We start from the raw sequence: 20940 nt of genomic DNA, 5'->3' as shown, positions 1-20940 counted from the left end.
GCTCCGGACGTCCTCGTCCACCGGAAACGGTAGGTGCATCAGCCACGTTGTTGCCGGGGTGTCCGAGTCGTGGACGGACGGTGACGGGGCCGCGCGGGAGGCCGCGCACGGCCGGGCGGCCGGGCGGGCGGGGTGCCGGACCGTCGTACGGCGTGCGCGGCCGCCCGGCCCGGTGGAGGCTGGTCACCGTGCAGCGCAGGAGTGCGCGCCGCGCGGACGGCGCAGACAGGGACGTGGAGACGGCGCTCGACGCGCTCTACACCACCCCGCCGCCGGGCTTCGTCACCTGCCGTACGGAACTCGCCGCCGAGGCCAGGAGCGCGGGCCGCGGCGACGACGCCCGGCGGCTCCGCGCCGCCCGCCGCCCCACCCTGGCGGCCTGGGCGGCCAACCTGCTGCTGCGCTCCCGGCCGCGCGAGGCGGCGGAGCTGCTGGAGCTGGGGCGGGCCCTGCGCGAGGCGTACCGCACCCTGGACGCCGTCGAGCTGAAGTCCCTGAACGCGCGGCGCAACCTCGTCACCGCGCTGTCCCGGCAGGCCGCCGAACTCGCCGACGAACGGGGACAGCGGCTCTCGGCGGCGGTCCGGCAGGAGGTCGAGTCGACCTTGAGCGCGGTACTGGCCGACCAGGAGGCCGCCGACCGGTGGGCGACGGGCCGCCTGCACGTCGCCCTCACCCCGCCGTCCGTGTTCCCCGCGGGCGACCTCACCGCGCCGCACCCGGCACGGCCCCGGAAGCCACGGGCCGCGCAAACCCCGGAACCCCGGGACGAGCGGACCGGCCCCGCGCCCCGTGCCGGGGACGAGCGGACCGGCCCCGCGCCCCGTGCCGGGGACGAGTTGGCCGAGCGGCGCCGGGCACGGCAGGAGCGACTCTCCCGGGCCCGGGAGAGTGCCGAGACGGCCACTCGGCGGCTGACCACCGCCCGTACGGAGGAATCCGCGTCGGACACCGTCCTGCGCCGGGCGCGCGAGCGCCGGGAGGCGGCCGAGGAGCGGGTCGCCGCCGCGGCACGGGAACTGCGCGAGGCCCGCGAGGAGGCCCGGCAGGCCCGCCGTGAGCAGCGGCGGGCCGAGGAGAGCCGGCACACCGCCGAACAGGAGCGGACCGCGGCCGAGCAGGAGACGCGCGAGGCCGAGCGAACGGTACGGCGCCTGGAGCCCCGCGGGCGGTGACCGTCCCCGGCTGACACCCGCCCCGCGGTGCCGGTGCCGGTGCCCGGCGCGCGCTCCGGCCCCCGTGGTGCCAGCGTGGTCGGTGCGGCACCCGGGGGCCCGGCACACGGCGGGTCCGGGAGCGGGGCCGACGGAGAGGAGCGGACGGCCATGGCACGCGCGATCTGGACCGGCGTCATCGGCTTCGGGCTGGTGAGCGTGCCGGTGGGCCTGTTCACCGCGACCGAGGACCACACGGTCCACTTCCACCAGTTGCAACGCGACACCGCCGACCGGATCCGCAACCGGCGGGTCAACGAACGCACCGGCGAGGAAGTCTCCCCCAAGGACATCGTGAAGGGCTACGAGCTGGGCGAGGGCGAGTACGTCGTGGTGGAACCCGACGAACTGGACGCGATCGCGCCCGGCCGCTCCCGCACCATCGACATCACCGACTTCGTCGACCTCGCCGCCATCGAGCCGGTGTACTTCGGCCGCACCTACTACGTGGCTCCGCGCGGCCAGGAGTACCAGAAGGTGTACGAGCTGCTGCGCGCGGCGCTGGCGGACACCGGCAAGGCCGGTGTCGCCACGGTCGTGATGCGCGCCAAGCAGTACCTGACGGTGTTGCGCGCCGAGGAGGAACTGCTCGTCCTGCAGACCCTGCACTGGGCGGACGAGGTGCGCGACCCCGGCGGCGAACTGCCGGATCTCCCCGAACAGCGGGCCGGGCGCGGCAAGGAACTCGACATGGCGGTGCGGCTGATCGACACCATGAGCGGGCCCTGGGAGCCGGACCGGTATCACGACACCTACCAGGAGAAAGTACGCGACCTGGTGCGGGACAAGGCGGCCGGCCGGGAGATCGCGGCGGCCGAGGAGGCACCCCGGGCCACCGACGTCGTCGACCTGATGGCCGTCCTGGAGGGCAGCCTCGACCAGGCGGCCCACGCCACCGGACGCGGGCCGGCGAAGAAGACCGCCGGGAAGGCCGAGGCCAGGACCAAGGCCAAGACCAAGACCAAGGGTGAGGCCAAGGGGGAGGCCGGGGCCGGCGCCGACGCGCGGCCCTCGGGACCGGCCCGTGAGCCGTCCTCCGCCCGTGAGCCGTCCTCCGCGCGGCGCCGGGCGCGGGGACGGGAGAAGCCGAGGACCGAGGGCAAGGCGGAACTCCGCCGGATGAACAAGACGGAGCTGTACCAGCGGGCCACCGAGCGGGAGGTCGCAGGCCGCTCCCGGATGAGCCGCGAAGAGCTGATCGAAGCGCTGACCGGCAAGGGCGGCGGGAGGAAGAAGAGCGCCGCCTGACACCCACGCCGACGCGTCGGTGCGACCCGCGAACGTGCCGCGGACCCGCTCACCGCAGACCCCCTCACCCGCACCGCAGGTCGATCACCCGCTCCAAGGGCTCTCCCTCCGCCCAACGACGCAGCAGCACCCCGTCGATCAGCCGGGTGCCGCTCCGCGTCCGCGCCCACCGCACGTCCCGGCCGCCGAACGTGCCGCGGTGCACGACCAGGCGTACCGGTGGTTCGTCGCCCGGCCGGCGGGCCGGGGGCGGGTCCTCGTCGGGCAGTGGCTCGGCGACGGGACGGAACGCCACCTCCAGCGACCGCCCCCGGCCGTCCCGGGCCCGCAGATGGGGCCGGACCCGTCCGCCGGACGGGGGCCGGACCGACCAGCCGTCCCGGCGCAGCATGCGGGCGACCGCCAGCGCGAGCCCTTCCGCGTCGAGCCCGGCGATCTCCTCGGCGGTGTAGCGGCCCCGGCGGCGCCGCGCCCCCGGACGGCCCTGCCGGACGCCGACCGCGACGGCCCCGGCGACCACCGCCAGCGCGGCGGACGGCACACCGGCACCGAGGACGCGGTAGCCCGCCGCGAGCCCCGCCACCGCGGCGCACACCACGAGAACCAGTCCGGTCAGTGCCGGCAACACCTCGCGCAACTCCGGCCCGTGGCGCCCCTGCGCACGCAACCGCCGCACCGCCCGCCGCCGTCGGGCCCGCCGCGACTCACGCGGTCCGGTCGTACTGCGCCACGATGTCACCGGAGCCGCCCCCCCCCGCTCCTCGCCCGTACGGAAGTACGAAGCACAACTACCCGTCTGGTGCGGGCACTTCGCAGTCCAGCCGACTTCTGGTCAGGTTTCGGCCGAACAGCGGTCGATCAGCGGCCGAAACAGTCGGCCGGGCGGGCGTTTGTCCGCGCGGTGAGGGGCAAACCGGTGTCCATGACTGATTCGAACAACGACACGGACAAGAAGACCGGCGCGGCGGCCACGGCCGCGGCCAAGGCCCGTCAGGGCGCCGACAAGGCGACCGCTCCCGCGTCGAACGCCGCGAAGAGCGCGGCCGGTGCGGCCGCGAGCAAGGCCGGTGACACGGCGTCAGCGGCGCGGTCCGGTACGGAGCGCGCGGCCGGGGCGGCCGCGGGTGCGGCGCAGAGCGCGGCCAAGGGCGTCGAGGTCGGCCGGCAGGCCATCATCACCACCTCGGGACAGGTCGCCGGCGCCGCCAGGACGGCCTGGACGGTCATCGCCAACCGCAAGCTCATCGCCGCCGGCGTGGGCGCGGGCGTGACCGCGCTGACCGCCGCGTCCTACGCGGTCGGCCGTCGCTCGGGCCGCCAGCCCCAGGGTCCCCTGACCAAGCTCACCGGCGGGCGGATCTGAGCCGGGCGACGGATCTGCGCCGGGCGACGGTATCGACGCTCAGGTCCCGGCGGCCTTCCCGCGCAGCACGCGGAACGTCGCCGGGCCGAGCGCGAGCACCCCGTCACTGAGGGGCGTGCACCGCACCCCTCCCTTGCCGCGCAGCGCGCGCTGCGCGCCGGGGCCGATGGTGACGTCCATCCAGGCGCAGGGACGCGCGGGCCGGTTCACGGCGAACTCCACCGGACCGCTACCGCAGTCCAGGGCGATCGTCGCGCCGACGAGGGAGTCGATGTCGACGCCTTCGAGCAGGACATTGCGCCGGGTGTGCCGCAGATCGGCCGCCGGGTCGATCTCCACGGGCAGGTTCGCCGCGGCCATCAAGGTCACCGCCGCGTCACGATGGGCCGGCCGCGCGTAGTAGCGGTCGCCGACCAGTCCGAGGCCGCGCCGCACCTCCACCCGCTCCACGCGTTCGTCCGGCGGACCGGGGGCGGGCCCGTCCGAGGGGCGCCCCGCCAGCCGGTGCGCGGACGACACCAGCAGTTGCCGTACCTCCACCTCGCTCACCCGGCTCACCCTACGCCGTGGCTCCCGGAAAGCCCGGCCCCGGCCGAAGGGCAGGTCACCGCCGGTCCGGGGGAAGATGGGACCGCGAGCCAGACACGATTTCGACGCGGAGGAGTGGGCGCATGCAGCACGACCGAGCCGGTGAGCCGGCCGGACCCGAGGACCTGATCGACGTCGCCCGGCTGGTGACGTCGTACTACGCGCTCCACCCGGACCCGGCCGAGCCGGACCAGCGGGTGGCGTTCGGCACGTCCGGGCACCGCGGTTCGTCGCTCAACGCGGCGTTCAACGAGGACCACATCGCCGCGACCAGCCAGGCCATCTGCGAGTACCGCAAGGCCGAGGGCACCACCGGGCCGCTCTTCCTGGGCGCCGACACCCACGCGCTGTCGGAGCCGGCCCGGGTGACCGCCCTGGAGGTGTTCGCCGCCAACGACGTCACCGTACTGATCGACGAGGGCGACGGTTACACGCCGACCCCGGCGGTCTCGCACGCCATCCTCACCCACAACCGGGGCCGCGGCTCCGGCCTCGCCGACGGCGTGGTGGTCACCCCGTCGCACAATCCGCCCGCCGACGGCGGGTTCAAGTACAACCCGCCCAGCGGCGGCCCGGCGGGCTCGGCGGCCACCTCCTGGATCCAGGACCGCGCCAACGAGATCATCGCGGCCGGGCTGAAGGACGTCCGGCGCGTGCCGTACCGCAAGGCGCTCGCCGCGCCCGGCACCGGCCGCTACGACTTCCTCGGCACCTACGTCGCCGACCTGCCGGCCGTGCTCGACCTGGACGCGATCCGGTCCGCCGGCGTGCGCATCGGCGCCGACCCGCTGGGCGGCGCGTCGGTGGCCTACTGGGGCCGGATCGCCGAGCGGCACCGCCTCGACCTGACGGTGGTCAATCCGCTGGCCGACCCCACCTGGCGGTTCATGACGCTGGACTGGGACGGCAAGATCCGGATGGACTGCTCCTCGCCGTACGCGATGGCCTCGCTCATCGCGCAGCGGGACCGGTTCGACATCGCGACCGGCAACGACGCCGACGCCGACCGGCACGGCATCGTCACCCCGGACGCCGGGCTGATGAACCCCAACCACTACCTCGCCACCGCCATCTCCTACCTGTACGCCCACCGCGACCGGTGGCCCGCCGGTGCGGGGGTGGGCAAGACACTGGTCTCCTCCGGCATGATCGACCGGGTCGCCGCCGACCTGGGCCGCCCGCTGGTCGAAGTACCCGTGGGATTCAAGTGGTTCGTGGACGGGCTGGTCGACGGCTCGCTCGGGTTCGGCGGCGAGGAGAGCGCCGGGGCGTCCTTCCTGCGGCGGGACGGTTCGGTGTGGACCACCGACAAGGACGGCATCATCCTGGCGCTGCTCGCCTCCGAGATCACCGCCGTCACCGGCAAAACCCCCTCCGAGCACTACGCGGCGCTCGTCGAGCGGTTCGGCGCCCCCGCCTACGCCCGCATCGACGCCCCGGCCACCCGCGAGGAGAAGGCCCGCCTCGCCAAGCTGTCCCCGGCGCAGGTCACCGCCGACACCCTGGCGGGGGAGCCGGTGACACAGGTGCTCACCGAGGCGCCCGGCAACGGCGCGGCCATCGGCGGGATCAAGGTGGCCACCGAGAACGCCTGGTTCGCGGCCCGCCCCTCGGGCACCGAGGACGTCTACAAGATCTACGGCGAGTCCTTCCGGGGGCCGGACCACCTCAAGCAGGTGCAGGACGAGGCGAAGGACGTCGTCCTCGCCGCCCTGACCGGCTGACCCCGCCCGCGTCGAACGGCGCCGCCGACCGTGCCCAGGCACCGTCGGCGGCGCCTTTTCACGTGCGTTCATTGAACGATTCAATCCGCCTCGCATTCCCCGAGGCCGGAATTGTGGCATCGTCAGCACCGCCCTGACCAGCTATGAAATGCTCCCACTTGATCTTTCTCTGTGCGAACTCTTGACGCTTCTTGTGCCCCCACTTACCGTCTCCGGCGACGAACTTAAACGTTTCAACGTTTCGAAGATTGCGCTGTCCGTTCGAAGGAGCACGGCACGTTGTCCGCACACCGCGAACCCCTCGGACCCTCCCGCCGGGGCGTCCTCACCGCCGCGTCCGCCGCGGCGGCCGTCACCGTCCTGCCGTCCCCCGCCGGGGCGTCGGCCGCCGCCGGGCCCGCCGCGGACCCGGCCGACGCCCCGGCCGCCGGGTCCGCGGCGGAGCGCCGCCCGGTCCTCGCCCCCTTCGGCCTGTCCGAGGTGCGCCTCCTCGACGGCCCGTTCCTCGCCAACATGCGCCGCACCTGCGCCTACCTGCTCTTCGTGGACGCCGACCGGCTGCTGCACACCTTCCGCCGCAACGCCGGCCTGCCGTCCGCGGCGGAGCCCTGCGGCGGCTGGGAGGCGCCGGACGTCCAACTGCGCGGACACACCACCGGCCACCTGCTCAGCGCGCTGGCCCAGGCGCACGCGGCCACCGGCGACACCGCCTACGCCGACAAGGGCCGCGCGCTGGTCGCCGCGCTCGCCGAGTGCCAGCGGGCCGCGCCCGCCGCCGGTTTCTCCCCGGGCTACCTCTCCGCCTTCCCCGAGTCCGTCTTCGACCAGTTGGAGGCGGGCGGCAAGCCCTGGGCGCCGTACTACACCCTGCACAAGATCATGGCGGGGCTGCTCGACCAGTACCGGCTCGGCGGGAACGAGGAAGCGCTGACGGTCCTGCTGGGGATGGCCGCCTGGACCGAGGCGCGCACCGCGCCGCTGTCCCGCGAGCGGATGCAGACGGTCCTGAAGGTGGAGTTCGGCGGCATGAACGACGTGCTGAGCCGCCTCTACCTGGAGACCGGCGACCCCGCCCACCTGCGCACCGCGCTCCGCTTCGACCACGACGAGCTGTACGCCCCGCTGGCCGCCGGACGCGACGAACTGGCCGGCCGGCACGCCAACACCGAGATCGCCAAGATCGTCGGTACCGTGCCGAGCTACGAGGCGACCGGGCAGCGGCGGTACCTCACCATCGCCGACACCTTCTGGACGACCGTCGCGCGCCACCACTCGTACGCCATCGGCGGCAACTCCAACCAGGAACTCTTCGGTCCGCCCGGCGAGATCGTCAGCAGGCTCTCCGAGGTCACCTGCGAGAACTGCAACAGCTACAACATGCTCAAGCTGGGCCGGGAGCTGTTCCTGCACCGGCCCGAGCGCGCCGAGTACATGGACCACTACGAGTGGACCCTGTACAACCAGATGCTCGCCGAGCAGGACCCCGACTCCGCACACGGCTTCGTCACCTACTACACGGGGCTGTGGGCCGGTTCGCGGCGCGAGCCCAAGGGCGGACTCGGCGCGGCGCCGGGCAGTTACAGCGGCGACTACGACAACTTCTCCTGCGACCACGGCACCGGCCTGGAGACCCACACCAAGTTCGCCGACTCCGTCTACTTCCGCTCCCGCGCCCCGCACGCGCCCGCCCTGTACGTCAACCTCTTCCTCCCCTCCGAAGTGCGCTGGGCGGAGCAGGGTGTGACGATCCGTCAGGAGACCGGGTACCCGGCCACCGACCGGACCCGGCTCACGGTCACCCGCGGCCGGGCGCGCTTCGCGCTGAAGATCCGCGTCCCGGCATGGGCGGCGGACTCCGGCGGGAACGCCGTCCTCAAGGTCAACGGCGCGAAGGTCACCACCCGTCCGCGGCCGGGCAGGTACGCCACGGTGGACCGTCTCTGGCACACCGGGGACACCGTGGAACTCGTGCTGCCACGCGAGCCGGTCTGGCGGCCCGCCCCCGACAATCCGCAGGTGACATCGTTGTCCTACGGTCCGCTGGTCCTGGCGGGGGAGTACGGCGACACCGAACTGGCCACCCTGCCGGCGATCCGCCCCGCCACCCTGCGCCCGGCCGCCGGCGGCCCCGCGGTCTTCACCGCCCTCACCGGCGAACACCGCGTCACCCTGCGGCCGTTCCACGAGGTGCACCACCAGCGCTACAACGTCTACTGGGCGGTGACCCCGCGCCGCACCCGCGAACGGGAGGTGGTCCGCTACCCGCTGGGAGAGGGGACCGGCACCGCGGCCGCCGACACCACCGGCGCCTTCCCCGACGCCGGCCTGAGCGCCGGCGCCGTCTGGACCCGGGACGCCGGGAGATCCGCCGTGGCGCTGGACGGGCAGGGCGGCCACCTCGTCCTCCCGGCCGGACTGCCGAGCGGGCTGGCCGAGCTGACGGTCTCCGTATGGGTACGGGTCGACACCCTGGCCGCCTCGGCCCGCGTCTTCGATCTCGGCTACCACAAGGACACCTACCTCTTCCTCGCCGCCACCACCGGCGCGAAGCGGGCCCGTGCCGCGCTGAAGATCGCCGGCATGGAGACGGAGGACCACATCGACGCCGCCGGTCCGCTGGAGGCCGGCCGCTGGACACATGTGGCCCTCACCCTGGGCGGCGGCACCGGTGTGCTGTACCTCGACGGCGCCGAGTCCGGCCGCAACCCCGCCATGGTCTCCGGCCCCCTGCTGCTCGGCGCCACCAGCCGCAACTACCTGGGCCGCTCGCAGAACGCCACCCACCCCTACCTGCACGGCGCCGTGCGCGACTTCCGGTTGCACAACCGGGCGCTCTCCGCCGCCGAGGTGGCCCGACTGGCCGCCGGCTGACCGCCGGCCACCGCCGTACCCACCGCCCCGCTCCCGCGCCCCGCCCTGCCCGCGCACCGGATTCCACCGGTGCGCGGCACCCGGTCCCGCGCCCGCACCGGGGCCCCGGGCCGGGGAGGGGCCGCCCCGCACGGGACTCACGCGTGACACGTCGGGCCCGCCCTACCCGCTGTCCGTCACGCACGCCATACACCTCACACACGTCACGCCCGCCATACCCGTCACCGCAGCCTCACCGGCCCCCGGGCCGGGAACAGCCACGCACACAGAAGAAGGACCAGCCATGCCCGAGCCGCTGCCCGCCTCCCCGTCCGAGAGCGCCCTGTCCAGACGCCGCTTCGTGGTCGCCGCCGGTGCCGCGGGCACCGTCGCCGTGACGGGACTGCCCGCGACCGCCGCCCACGCCGCCGCCCCGGCCACCGGCTCCCGCGCGGCCACCACCGCCGCCTTCTCGGCCCGCGCCTTCACCGACCCGCCCCGGGACAGCCGCCCCACCGTCTACTGGTACTGGAACGGCCCCGTCACCCCCGAACTGGTCGACAGCCAGATGGCCGACCTGCGCTCCAAGGGCATGTACGAGGTCATCCTCTTCTCCTTCGACAACGAGGCGATGCGGCCCGCCTTCTTCACCGAGGGCTGGTTCGAGATCGTCGGGCACGTCCTGCGCACCGCCGAGCGCACCGGCATGCGGGTGTGGCTCTTCAACGACGACCACTTCCCCAGCGGCCGTGCGGGGGAGTACATCGTCCAGGGCGGCACGGTCGGCTCCCGCACCTACCGGCCCCGCCCCGACCTGCGCCTGAAGGCGCTGTGGCGGTCCACCACCGTCGTCGAGGGCCCGGCCGTGCTCGATCTGCGCCGCAGCACCGGCGTCGGCGTGCAGTCCGGTGCCCTGGTCGCCGACGCCGCGGTGCTCGCCGGCGCCGCCGTCCTGCGCGGCGGCGAGGAGTGGGCCGACTACACCGTCACCGGCAGCGCCAAGGCCGACCACACCGGCGCCGGCCTGGTCGTCCGCGCCGCCGCCGACGGCCTCGACGGCTACGCGGTCACCTTCGACCAGAGCGGTGTCGTCACCGTGCTCCGCCTCGCCCGCGACGCCGACCCGGTCCAACTGGCCCGCAGCACCCGCACCGACGGCTTCAACAAGACCAAGTTCCACACCGTGGCCGTCACCGTCCGCGGCGGCTCCCTCTCGGTCACCCTGGACGGCAAGGACAAGGGCACCGTCACCGACGACCGGTACCCGACCGGCGGCGCCGGTGTGCGGGCGGTCGGCGACGAGCGGGGCCTGTGGGACACCCTCACCGTCACCGCGGCGGACGGCACGGCGCTCCACACCTCGGCCTTCGACGACTCCGCCGCCGCCGGTGACTTCCCCGACCGCGCCTCCCTCCCCGTCCCGGCCGCCGCCGCTGCCGCCCGCCCCGCCGGTTCCACCGACGCGGCCGACGTCACCGACCTGACCAAGCGGCTCGCCGGCGGCCACACCTGGCAGGTCCCCGCCGGACGCTGGCAGGTCGACCTCTTCGGCGGCGCCCCCCTGATCGACGACACCCAGGGCTACAGCCGCTCCTACGTCGACCTGCTGGACGACGAGCCGGTGGAGCTGTTCCTCGACATCGTCCCCGGCGAGTACCACCGCCGCTTCAAGCGGTACTTCGGCAACGTCATACCCGGTTTCTGGGACGACGAGCCGTTCTTCGCCTCCGCCGAGGCCCACTTCAAGCGGCTGCCCTGGTCGCCCACCCTGGACAAGGCGCTGCGGGACGTCGGCGTGGCACCGGGTGTCGCCTACGCGGGCGCCTTCGACGACCTCGGACGCGAGGGCCGGATCGCCCGGGGCCGCTACTGGCAGGCGGTCTCCAACCGCTTCGCCCAGTACTTCCAAAAGCAGGCCCGCTGGTACGAGCAGCGCGACGTGGCCCTGATCACCAACCCGCTCTACGACGAGACCTCCCCCGCCAAGCGCGTCCCCACCACCGGCGACCTGCACAAGGTCAACCAGTGGGCGCACGTCCCCGGCGGCGACATCATCACCGCCGAGTACGTGGCCGGGGAGCAGACCATGCTGCCCCGCAACCCGGTCTCCGTCGCCCACCAGATGGGCCGCGAGCGGGCGTTGATGGAGATGTTCGGCAACATGGGCTGGCAGGTGACGCCGTCCTTCGTGCACGCCACCGTCGGCGCGCAGGCCGCCCGCGGCGTCAACCTGACCGTGCTGCACGCCCTGTGGACCGACGAGAAGGTCGTCTACTTCCCGCCGCCCTTCGGACCCCGCGCCCCCTGGTGGTGGGGGATGAAGCCGCTCGCGGAGTGGATCGGCCGGGTCATGGAGGCCGCCCGCGGCACCTCCGCCGCGCGCACCGCGCTGCTCCAGCCGCAGCGGGCCGCCGAGCAGTGGTCCGGCACCGACCGGCAGGGCGAGGTGGACGGCGCGCTCTCCGACGCCGCCTACGCCCTGGAGCGCGCCCAGGTCGACTTCGACCTCCTGCACGAGGGCGCCCTCACCGGCGACGAGGACCTGCTCGCCCAGGCCTCGGTGCGCGGCGGCCGGCTCGTCGTCGGCGAGGCCCGCTACGACCTCGTCGTCCTGCCCCTGACGCCCACCCTGGACGCGGCCGGCGTCCGCGCCCTCGGCTCCTTCGTCCGGGCCGGCGGCACCGTCGTCGCCGTCGGCCCGCTGCCCGCCGACGACGCCGACGGCAACGACCGCTCCCTGGCCCGCGCGCTGTCCGACCTGTTCGGCGACAAGGTCCCCGGCAGCCGCCGGCTCGGCACCGGCCACACGGTCCGCGTCGCCGACGTGGCGGCGCTCGGCGCGGCGGCGCACGAGGCCGGCGCGGCCGCCGCCGTCCTCGAACCCGCGCGGGAGGCCGTCCGCGTCCTGCGCGTGACCCGCGGCACCGACACCGCGTTCCTGCTCAACAACGAGAGCGCCGAGGCCTTCGCGACCACCGCCGTCCTCCCCGCCACCGGCGCCCCCGAACTCTGGGACCCGGCGACCGGCGAGACCGCGCCCGCCCCCGTGCACCGGAGCACCAGGCGCGGCCTGCACGTGCCGCTGACCTTCGCACCGTACGAGACCCGGATCGTCGTGGTCCGCCGCTCGGGGCGCACCGCCCCGCACCTGACCGACGCGCCGCTGCCCGTCCTCGGCGTCGAACAGCGCGGCCGGGAGCTGCGCGCCACCGTCGAGGCCGGCGCGCCCGGCGTCCACCGCCTCACCGGCACCGACGGCACCCGCACCTACCGCGGCACGGTCCGGGTCACCGACGACCTGGCGGCCCTGCCCGTCACCGGCGACTGGACCCTCACCCTGGAGCACGCGGGCGCCACCCCCGTCACCGGCCCGCTCGGCAGTTGGACCGCGCACGAGCCCCTGTTCTCCGGCAGCGGCACCTACACCACCACCGTCGACGTCGACCGCTCCCGGCTCACCGGGCGACGCGTCCTGCTCGACCTCGGCGAGGTGCGCGACATCGCGTCCGTGACGGTCAACGGCACCGCGCTGGAGCCGCTGCTGTGGGCGCCGTTCGTCGTCGACGTGACCGGCGTCCTCACCCCCGGCCGCAACGAGCTGGAGGTCCGCGTCGCCAACACGCTCTCCAACGAACGCAACAAACCCCTCCCCTCCGGCCTGCTCGGCCCGGTGACGTTCCGCTTCAAGCGCCGGGTCACCGCCGGACTCACCCGTGTCTGACCACTCCGCCACCGCCACCCGCACCCGCGTTCCGAGGAGCCCCATGCCCAGACCCCGCCCGCTCCGGGGCGGCCGCCGGCCCGCCCTGGGTCCGGCCGCCGCCGTGACCGCGCTCGCCACCGTGCTGGCCGGCGCGGTCACCGCCGACGCCTCCGCCGGCACCGCCATCACCCCGGCCGGGTTGCGCACCCAGCACCTGACCGAGGCGCTCGGCATCGACGACACCACCCCCGTCCTCAGTTGGGGCGCCACCGCCCGCACCGCGAACGCCGTCCAGTCCGCCTACCGCGTCCAGGCCGCCACCTCGAAGGCGCGGCTGCGCTCCGGCCGCCCCGACCTGTGGGACTCCGGCAAGGTCGCCTCCGGCGTTCCGGAGACGACGTACGCGGGCCGCGCGCTCGGCTCCCGCACCCGGGTGTACTGGCGGGTCACACTCTGGCCGCGGGGCGGCCGCGAGCAGTCCGCCTGGAGCGGCCCCGCGGTCTTCGAGACCGGCCTGACCCGGCGGTCCGACTGGGGCGAGGCCGACTGGATCACCAACTCCGACTGGCGGCTCAGCGAGCGCACCGTCGAGCCGGTCGTCGTCAAGGTGCCCCGCACCACCGCCCGTTACGTCCGTCTGGACGTCACGAAGCTGGGCCTGCCGCTCGCGGAGAACTTCCCCGGCCTCACCCACCGGCTGCAACTGGGCGAGATCGACGTCCGGGACACCGAGACCTCCGCCACCGGCCTCGCCCGGGGCGCCGCGGTCACCGCCTCCGAGACCAACACCCTCCGCAAGACCTGGGAACCCGCCCTCGCGGTCGACGGCCTGCCCAACAGCGCCCTGCAGACCGCCGCGGGCTACTCCAGCGCCGCCCACCCGAACGCGGACGTCTCCGGCACGCCCGTCACCCTCACCCTCGACCTGAAGGCCGCCAAGACCTTCGACGAGGTGGCGCTCCACCCCCGCGCCGACGTCCTCACCGACGACGGCCGCGTCCCGCACTTCCCGGTCGACTACGCGGTGTCCGCCGGCGACGCGGCGACCGGCCCGTTCACCACCCTGCGCGAAGTGACCGGGCAGCGGCCGCCGAAGCCGTACCTGCCCTCCGGACTTCCGCTGCTCGCCGACGACTTCACGCTGCCGCGCGGGGTGCGCGGCGCCCGCCTGTACCTGGCCGGGCTCGGGGTCTACGACGCCACCGTCAACGGCGAACGGCTCGGTGACGCGGTGCTGGAACCCGCCAACACCGACTACACCGAACGCGTCCAGTACGCCACCTACGACGTCACCGACCGGCTGCGCCGCGGCGCCAACACCCTCGGTGTCGCCCTCGGCAACGGCATGGCCAACGTGGTCAGCACCGCCGACCGCTACCGCAAGCTGTACGGCAACATCAGCGACCCCAAGCTGATCGCCCGCCTGGAGGTCACCCTCGCGGACGGCAGTGTCCGCAACCTGACCAGCGGCGACGACTGGCGCACCACGCTCGGCCCGACCACGTCCTCCAACTGGTACGGCGGCGAGGACTACGACGCCCGCCGGGAGATCCCGCACTGGGACGAGCCCCGGGGCGACCGGCGCGGCTGGGACCGGGCCGTCACGGCGGCGGCGCCCGGTACCGCCGCCGACCCCGCCGAGCTGAGCGCCCGGGAGACCGAGCCCGTCGAGGTCGTCGAGACCCTCAAGAGCACGGAGGTCGACGGCGCCGAGGGCAGCCGCGTCTTCGACCTGGGCCGCAACATCGCCGGCTGGCCCGAGATCACCGTCAGCGCCCCGGCCGGCACCGCGATCCGCGTCTACCCGGCCGAGAGCCTCAAAGACGGGCACGCCTTCCAGTCCATCAGCAACGTCGGCGGCCCGCTGTGGGACAGCTACACCACCGCGGGCAGGCGGACCGCCACCTGGCACCCGTCCTTCAGCTACCACGGGTTCCGCTACCTGGAGCTGCGCGGCGTCCCCGAGGGGGCGAAGGTCTCCGTGCGCGGCAAGGTCCTGCGCACCGCCAACGCCTCCGCCGGCGAGTTCACCAGCTCCGATCCGCTCATCAACGACATCCACGGGCTGATCCGCCGGTCCATCGAGGGCAACATGATGAGCGTCCTCACCGACTGCCCCAGCCGGGAGAAGCTCGGCTGGCTGGAGCAGAACCAGTTGGTCTTCCCCGCGCTCGCCGGCAACTTCGACATGGAGGCGTACCTCCGCAAGATCGTCCGTGACATGGCGGACGCGCAGGACGCCGACGGGCTGATCCCGAGCACGGTGCCGGAGTACACCAGCCTGCCCGGCTCCTACCGCAACGAATCCAACTGGGGCGGCGCCTTCGTCCTGGTCCCCTGGCAGCTCTACACCACCTACGGCGACAAGGACACGCTGGAGACGTACTACCCGCGCATGAAGGAGTACGCGGCCTTCCTGCGCACCCAGGTCTCGGGCGGCGTCCTCGACTACGGCCTGGGCGACTGGTTCACCCCGGACCGCACCTTCCCGCGCGCGGTGGCCGGCACCTACGGCTACTGGCGGGTCGTGGACGCGCTCGCCCGTATCGCCGGCCTGCTCGGCGACGACGCCGCGGCCGACGACTACCGGGCGAAGGCCGACGAGAGCGCGAAGGCCCTGGCCGCGAAGTACTACGACACCGCCACCGGCACCTTCGGCGGCGGCGGACAGGGCGCCGAGGCGCTCGCCCTCGACATGGGCGCCTACCCGGCGGGGGAGCGGGACCGCCTGCTCGCCCACTTCACCGGAGCGGTCGAGAGCGCCGGGTACCACCTGCTGCTGGGTGAGATCTCCCTGCCGTCCGCCTTCCGCGTGCTCTCCGCCGCGGGCCGGGACGACATCGTCCACGAGATCGCCACCCAGACCACCAGCCCCAGCTACGGCTACCAGGTCGAGGCCGGCAACACCACGCTCGGCGAGTCCTGGGACGGCGGTCCCGGTCAGTCGCAGAACCACTTCATGCTCGGCGCCATCGACTCCTGGTTCACCACCCGGGTCGCCGGCCTCGACCAGACCGCCGACTCGATCGGCTACTCCGAGCTGCTCGTCGATCCCGCCGTCGAGGGCGACCTGACCTCGGCGTCCGGCTCGTACCGGACCCCGTTCGGCACCGCCCGTACCTCCTGGGAACGCGACGGCGGACGGTTCCGGCTGACCGTCGACGTCCCGGCGGGCTCCACGGCGGAGATCCACGTCCCCACCGACGGGAGCCGGCCCACCGCCGCCTCCGGAGCCGAGCTGCTGCGGGTGCGGGGCTCCGAAGCGGTCTACGAGGTCGGCTCCGGCCGGTGGAGCTTCCGCTCCACGATGCCCGGCGCCTGAGCCGCGCGCACGCGCTCTCGTGCCGGCCGGCAATCCGGGGAGTCCGGCGCGAGAGGGGTGTGTACGGGCGGGCCCGGGGCACCCGCACCCGGCGGGAAGGTACAGGGACGTGGCGGCGCGGCAAGGGACGGCCGCGCCGCCACCTGCGCCCCGGGACGCCGACCCGCACCGCCGGGCCATCCCGGACGGCCAGAAGGCCAGAGGGCCAGAGGGCCAGCGGGCCAGAAGGTCAGGCCGTCCTGACCCGGTCGTGGGCCCGGTCGTGCTTCCAGAAGCCGGAGAAGGTGATGCGGTCCTTCGGCAGTCCCGCCCGGTGCAGATGGCGGCGGCCCTCCGTGGCCAGCGTCGACTCGCCCACCACGAAGGCGTAGCCGGACGCGTCGACCGTGTCCCGGCGGCGGAGTTCCTCCAGTGCGGCGGCGCCCGGCACCGCGGTGGCGTCGTCCCGGACCACCCAGGTCACCCGGACGCCGTCCGGGGCGTCGAGGTCACGACGGTCGCCCGCCACCGGGACCTCCTGGATGACGTGTCCCACCGTGTCGCGCGGCAGCGAGCGCAGGATGCCCGCGGTCGCCGGCAGACCGGTCTCCTCGGCGATCACCAGCACCTCGGAGGCGTCACCGGGGCAGTCGAAGATGAGCCCCTGGTCGAGCAGGGCCATGGGGTCGCCGGGGCGGGCGGCACACGCCCAGATCGCCGCGTCGCCCTCGGGCTCGCCGGTCGGGCCGCAGTGCACGACGAAGTCGATGTCCAGCTCGGCCGTGTCCGCGCGGAAGTCGGCCACCGTGTAGTTGGCGCAGTGCGGCCGCACGTCCTCGGGGAGGGCGAAGTACGGCTCCCACCACTTCGAGCCCGCGAGCCGGGGCAGCTCGAACCCGTCCTGGTGCGGCAGTTGATGGAACAGCCGGAACCAGTGGTCGTAGCCCTGCCACGAGAAGTCCGCGAACTCGGCCCCGGTCACGGTCACGCGCCGCATCGAGGGGGAGAGGCGCACGCTCCTGACCACCTCGCCGCGGAACAGGGTGGGGTGCTTCGGCATCAGTCTGAGGATCTTCGCCACAGGGGAAGGTTAGCCTAACCAAACCCGGCGTTCCATCGGGTGTACGCCACGACCCGGACCGGTGGAGAATGCCGCATCCGCCCCCTCGGGGTCCCGCCCGGCGCGGCGAACCGTGCACAGGAAGGAGACGGGGTGTGCTGAACCGGCTCAACCAGGCTCTGGAACACCTTGAGGAACGGCTCGACCAGCAGGTGGACCCGGCCGAACTGGCCCGCGTCGCGGCCACCTCGGAGTACCACCTGCGCCGGCTGTTCTCCGCGCTGGCGGGCATGCCGCTCTCCGAGTACGTCCGGCGCCGCCGCCTCACCGTGGCGGGCGCGGAGGTGCTCGCGGGGGAGCGGACGCTCCTGGAGATCGCGGTGCGCTACGGCTACGGCTCGGGGGAGGCGTTCGCACGGGCGTTCCGCGCCATGCACGGCGTCGGCCCCGGCGCCGCCCGCCGTACCGGCGCCACGCTCGCCTCCCAGCCCCGGATGGCCTTCCGCCTGACCGTCGAGGGGGCCGGCAGCATGCGCTACCGCGTGGTGGACCGGCCGGCCTTCACCGTGGCCGGCCCCAGGGCCCGCGTACCCCTGGTGCACCTGGGACCCAACCAGGCGCTCGTCGACTTCGTCCGGAGCATCGAACCGGCCACCCTGGAACGCCTGGCGGAACTCTCCGACCAGGAGCCGCGCGGGACCGTCGCGGTCTGCGACGGCCTGGACCCGAGCCGGGCGGAGGGCACCGAACTCGACTACTACCACGGGGTGATCACCTCCCAGGAGCCGCCCGAGGGCACGGACACCCTGGCCGTCCCGGCCGGCACCTGGGCGGTCTTCACCACCTCGGGGCCGGCGCCGCAGGCCATCCAGGCGCTCTGGAGCGACGTGTACACGCTGTGGTTCCCGTCGAACCCCTACCGCAGCCGCCCCGGCCCCGAGATCCTGCGCACCACACTCTCGCCGGACGGGACCGGGGCCGACGCCGAACTGTGGCTCCCCGTCGAGCGGGAGCAGCCGGGGCCGGCCCCGTGCCCGGGCGGCCCCGCGGGCGCGGCGGCTCAGCCCACCGCGACCGTCAGCCCCCGGATCTCGTAACCGCCGATGGCGTCCTTGAAGGTGACGCGGGGCGCCGTGGTCATCCGGATGCCGTCGAGCGCCATGAGGCGGCTCAGGAAGACATCGGTCTCCAGGACGGCGATGTGCGCGCCGGGACACCGGTGGGGCCCGTCGCCGAACGACAGGCCCGCCCCGCTCGGTCCCGTCTCCAGCGTGCGCCGCGGCCGGACGAGAAGCGGGTCGGGGCCCACGGTCGCCGGGTCGGTGTTGGTGTCGTCGAGGAGCAGTTCGACGCACTCGCCGGGCCGTACGGCCACCGGTCCGCCGCGGGTGGGCAGTTCCAGCGCGGCCGTGGCCCGCCGGCGCAGCCGCACGACCACGGGTTCCAGCCGCAGCAGCTCCTGGAGGAGGGCGAGCCGTTCCTCCTCGTCGGCCGCGCGGTAGTGGGCCAGCAGCGCGTCGTCGGTGAACAGGTGCCACGCGGCGAGGGAGATGAACTCCCGCGTGGTGATCATGCCGGCCGCCGCGAACGTCAGGCACTCGCCCAGGATCTCCGCGTCCGAGCAGCCCTCGTCGAGGAGGTGGGAGATCAGGTCGTCGTGCGGGCGCCGCCGGTGCGCGCGGACGGCGGGCCGGACGTCGGCCAGATAGATGCGGAGCCAGTTCGTGTTCAGCCGCAGCAGCCAGTACAGGCCGCGTGCGCTGGTCAGGCCGGGTTCGCCGAACTTCTCCGGGAAGAAGCGCTCCAGCCTGCGGCGGATGTCGGGCCTGCCGTACCGCAGGCCGACGACCTCACCGACGACACCGATGGCCATGTCGAACGCCAGGTCGCCGAGGGGCGCCGCACCGGCCGCGCACAGGTGGGCCATCCGCTCCTCGGCGATGCGCACCATCAGCGCGCGGTAGCGCTCGTCCACCCGGCGGGGCGTGAAGAGGCGCGCGGTCTGCCGGCGGTGTTCGCGGTGTTCGGGGCCGTCCCGGTAGAGCACGGGCCGCCGCACGCGCGGCGGAAGTTTCTCCACCGTCTCGATGCCGAGTCCGGCCTGTACGGTGCCGGGGCCGCGCAGCAGCGCCCGCGCGACCTCGTAGTCGTGCACCTGCCAGGTGCCGTCGGCCGCTCGGCTGACCGGGCACCCCGGCCGCTCGCGTCCCCTGTCGACCTTGCGCGCGCATCCTTGACCGTCGTGCACCGGGACCTCCCCGTCCTCGACCGTGTGGCACCGAACGTAGCGGAGGTGCGGCGGCGCCGAAGGGGTGTTGCCGCGACGCGGGTCAGCGGGCCAGGAGCAGGACCAGGGCGACCGTTCCCCAGCCGAGGACGACGCCCCGCAGCACCGCGGGGCTCAGGCGGCGGCCCAGCCCGGCCCCCGTCCGGCCGCCGACCGCCGAGCCGGCCGCGACCAGCAGCACGGCGGTCCAGTCGAACTCCGCGGCGAACAGGAAGAACCCGGCGGCGACCGTGTTCACGCCGCCCACCAGCAGGGTCTTGACCGCGTTCAGGCGCTGCAGCGGCTCGTCGAGGAACGCGCCCAGCAGGGACAGGTAGACGGTGCCCTGGGAGGCGGAGAAGTAGCCGCCGTAGACGCTGGCGAGCGCCAGGCCGGCGCGGAGGGCCGGGCCGCCGTCCCGGGGTGCGGCGCGGCCGGTCCGGCCGCGCCGCCGGCGTACCCGCTCGTTGATCAGGGGCTGGAGGGCGACCAGGACGAGCGCGAGACCCACCAGCACCGGGACGATCGTGTCGAACGCCGAGGTGGGCAGCGCCAGCAGCAGCCCGGCGCCCACCAGGCCGCCCGGCAGCACCCAGGCACCGAGGCGCAGGACGCGCCGGCGCTGGCCGCGCAGCTCCCGGCGGTAGCCGATCGCGCCGCCGACCGAACCGGGGACCAGCCCGAGCGCGTTGGAGACCGTCGCGGTGACCGGCGGCAGCCCGACGGCGAGCAGGACGGGAAAGGTGACCAGCGTGCCGGAACCGACGACGGTGTTGAGGGCGCCGCCGACCACGCCGGAGAGGAGGACGGCGGCCATCTCCACCGGCGTCACGGCGTGCGCGGGGGGTACGAGGCGATCCACATGGGCGGACGTTAACCGGCGGACGCTTCGGCGCCCACCGAAACGTCCCGGCGCGGACCTTCCGGCGCCGGTGTCCCGGCGCCGGCGTCGGCGCCCGGTGGCAGGCGCCTGGTCACTCCCACAGCTCGGCGCTGTCGCAGACGCGCGCCCCCATGTTCCGTTCCATCATGCGCAGGGCGGCGTCCGCGAGGTCCCGGTGGATGTGGGCCACGGCGTCCCGGGGGACGATCACCTCGAAGTGGCGGATGTGGGCGTCGAGCGCCGAGTACAGCACGCACTGCTCGGTCACCTGCCCGGCCAGGACGAGCTGTCCGATCCCCTGCTGCTGGAGCAGATACGTCAACGGGGTCTCGAAGAAGATCGAGTGGCGTGCCTTGACGACGAACAGGGACGCGTCGTCGGGGCGCAGCGGCTCGACCAGGCCGGCGTGCGGCCCGGCGAGCGCCCGGTCCAGCATCTCACCGTGGTGCGAGCGCCACTCACCGAAGTTGTCGTTGACGTAGATCACCGGGACGTCCCGGTCCCTGGCGCGCGCGAGCAGCCGGGTCACGACCGGCACCACCCTCTCGGCCGAGGGCAGCAGCAGTTCGGCGTCCTTGTGGTCATACGTGTTGATCATGTCGATGACGACCAGCGCAGTCTTGCTCATGCTTCCCAGGGTTCCCTGGCGTCCTCGTTCGAGCGACCCGGGGCCGTCTGCCGAGGCCGCCGCCGACACCGCCGTCAAGGTCCGGTGACGCCCGTCCGGCGTAGGGGGAACG

Annotated in this window: 14 protein-coding genes; 8 read left to right on the top strand and 6 right to left on the bottom strand. The window is 74.2% G+C overall.

Annotated features, from left to right (window positions below; translation table 11 throughout):
* The first annotated feature begins 188 nt into the window (after positions 1-188).
* Complete coding sequence (locus ABEB00_RS14290; RefSeq protein ID WP_345619935.1) at positions 189-1175, top strand: hypothetical protein; 987 nt, start codon at positions 189-191, stop codon at positions 1173-1175.
* A 150-nt stretch (positions 1176-1325) separates the two neighbouring features.
* Entirely contained in the window at positions 1326-2462 is a 1137-nt protein-coding gene (ku, locus tag ABEB00_RS14285) for a non-homologous end joining protein Ku (protein WP_345619934.1), read from the top strand.
* A 64-nt stretch (positions 2463-2526) separates the two neighbouring features.
* On the opposite strand, the gene ABEB00_RS14280 is transcribed toward ku, so the two are convergent.
* Entirely contained in the window at positions 2527-3138 is a 612-nt protein-coding gene (locus ABEB00_RS14280) for a hypothetical protein (RefSeq protein ID WP_345619933.1), read from the bottom strand.
* A gap of 246 nt (positions 3139-3384) precedes the next feature.
* Between ABEB00_RS14280 and ABEB00_RS14275 the strand changes: the two genes are divergently transcribed.
* Positions 3385-3825, top strand: coding sequence for a hypothetical protein (locus ABEB00_RS14275; RefSeq protein ID WP_345619932.1), 441 nt, complete (start codon positions 3385-3387; stop codon positions 3823-3825).
* A gap of 39 nt (positions 3826-3864) precedes the next feature.
* On the opposite strand, the gene ABEB00_RS14270 is transcribed toward ABEB00_RS14275, so the two are convergent.
* Complete coding sequence (locus ABEB00_RS14270) at positions 3865-4374, bottom strand: molybdenum cofactor biosysynthesis protein (RefSeq protein ID WP_345619931.1); 510 nt, start codon at positions 4372-4374, stop codon at positions 3865-3867.
* A 122-nt stretch (positions 4375-4496) separates the two neighbouring features.
* On the opposite strand from ABEB00_RS14270, the gene pgm reads away from it, so the two are divergent.
* The 4 genes from pgm (at position 4497) to ABEB00_RS14250 (ending at position 16012) form a co-directional block, all read left to right on the top strand.
* Positions 4497-6137 carry a phosphoglucomutase (alpha-D-glucose-1,6-bisphosphate-dependent) gene (pgm, locus tag ABEB00_RS14265; protein ID WP_345619929.1) on the top strand — a complete coding sequence of 547 codons (1641 nt, stop codon included), beginning with the start codon at positions 4497-4499 and terminating at the stop codon, positions 6135-6137.
* 279 nt (positions 6138-6416) lie between these two features.
* Complete coding sequence (locus tag ABEB00_RS14260; RefSeq protein ID WP_345619927.1) at positions 6417-9008, top strand: glycoside hydrolase family 127 protein; 2592 nt, start codon at positions 6417-6419, stop codon at positions 9006-9008.
* 283 nt (positions 9009-9291) lie between these two features.
* Complete coding sequence (locus tag ABEB00_RS14255; protein WP_345619926.1) at positions 9292-12708, top strand: glycosyl hydrolase; 3417 nt, start codon at positions 9292-9294, stop codon at positions 12706-12708.
* Between the two features lie 43 nt (positions 12709-12751).
* Positions 12752-16012: a family 78 glycoside hydrolase catalytic domain gene (locus ABEB00_RS14250; RefSeq protein ID WP_345619924.1), complete on the top strand. Its 3261-nt coding sequence runs from the start codon at positions 12752-12754 to the stop codon at positions 16010-16012.
* Positions 16013-16241: 229 nt separating this feature from the next.
* On the opposite strand, the gene ABEB00_RS14245 is transcribed toward ABEB00_RS14250, so the two are convergent.
* The gene (locus ABEB00_RS14245) at positions 16242-17072 is read right to left on the bottom strand and encodes a siderophore-interacting protein (RefSeq protein ID WP_345619922.1); all 831 of its coding nucleotides are present in this window, start codon (positions 17070-17072) and stop codon (positions 16242-16244) included.
* Between the two features lie 134 nt (positions 17073-17206).
* On the opposite strand from ABEB00_RS14245, the gene ABEB00_RS14240 reads away from it, so the two are divergent.
* A complete protein-coding gene (locus ABEB00_RS14240; protein ID WP_345619920.1) occupies positions 17207-18148 on the top strand; it encodes an AraC family transcriptional regulator in 942 nt (313 codons plus the stop codon).
* Here ABEB00_RS14240 and ABEB00_RS14235 read toward each other — a convergent pair.
* From ABEB00_RS14235 to ABEB00_RS14225, 3 genes are all read right to left on the bottom strand, one after another.
* Positions 18112-19299: a cytochrome P450 gene (locus tag ABEB00_RS14235; protein ID WP_345619919.1), complete on the bottom strand. Its 1188-nt coding sequence runs from the start codon at positions 19297-19299 to the stop codon at positions 18112-18114. The genes ABEB00_RS14240 and ABEB00_RS14235 overlap by 37 nt on opposite strands.
* 82 nt (positions 19300-19381) lie before the next feature.
* Positions 19382-20134 (bottom strand): sulfite exporter TauE/SafE family protein, encoded by a 753-nt coding sequence (locus tag ABEB00_RS14230; RefSeq protein WP_425586493.1) that lies wholly within the window; start codon positions 20132-20134, stop codon positions 19382-19384.
* A 157-nt stretch (positions 20135-20291) separates the two neighbouring features.
* Positions 20292-20828, bottom strand: coding sequence for a cysteine hydrolase family protein (locus tag ABEB00_RS14225; RefSeq protein ID WP_345619918.1), 537 nt, complete (start codon positions 20826-20828; stop codon positions 20292-20294).
* Between the last annotated feature and the right edge of the window lie 112 nt (positions 20829-20940).

The organism is Streptomyces ziwulingensis, assembly GCF_039542605.1.
GTDB lineage: Bacteria > Actinomycetota > Actinomycetes > Streptomycetales > Streptomycetaceae > Streptomyces > Streptomyces ziwulingensis.
Note: the sequence above shows the minus strand (reverse complement) of the source record. Positions and strands in the feature narration are given on the sequence as shown.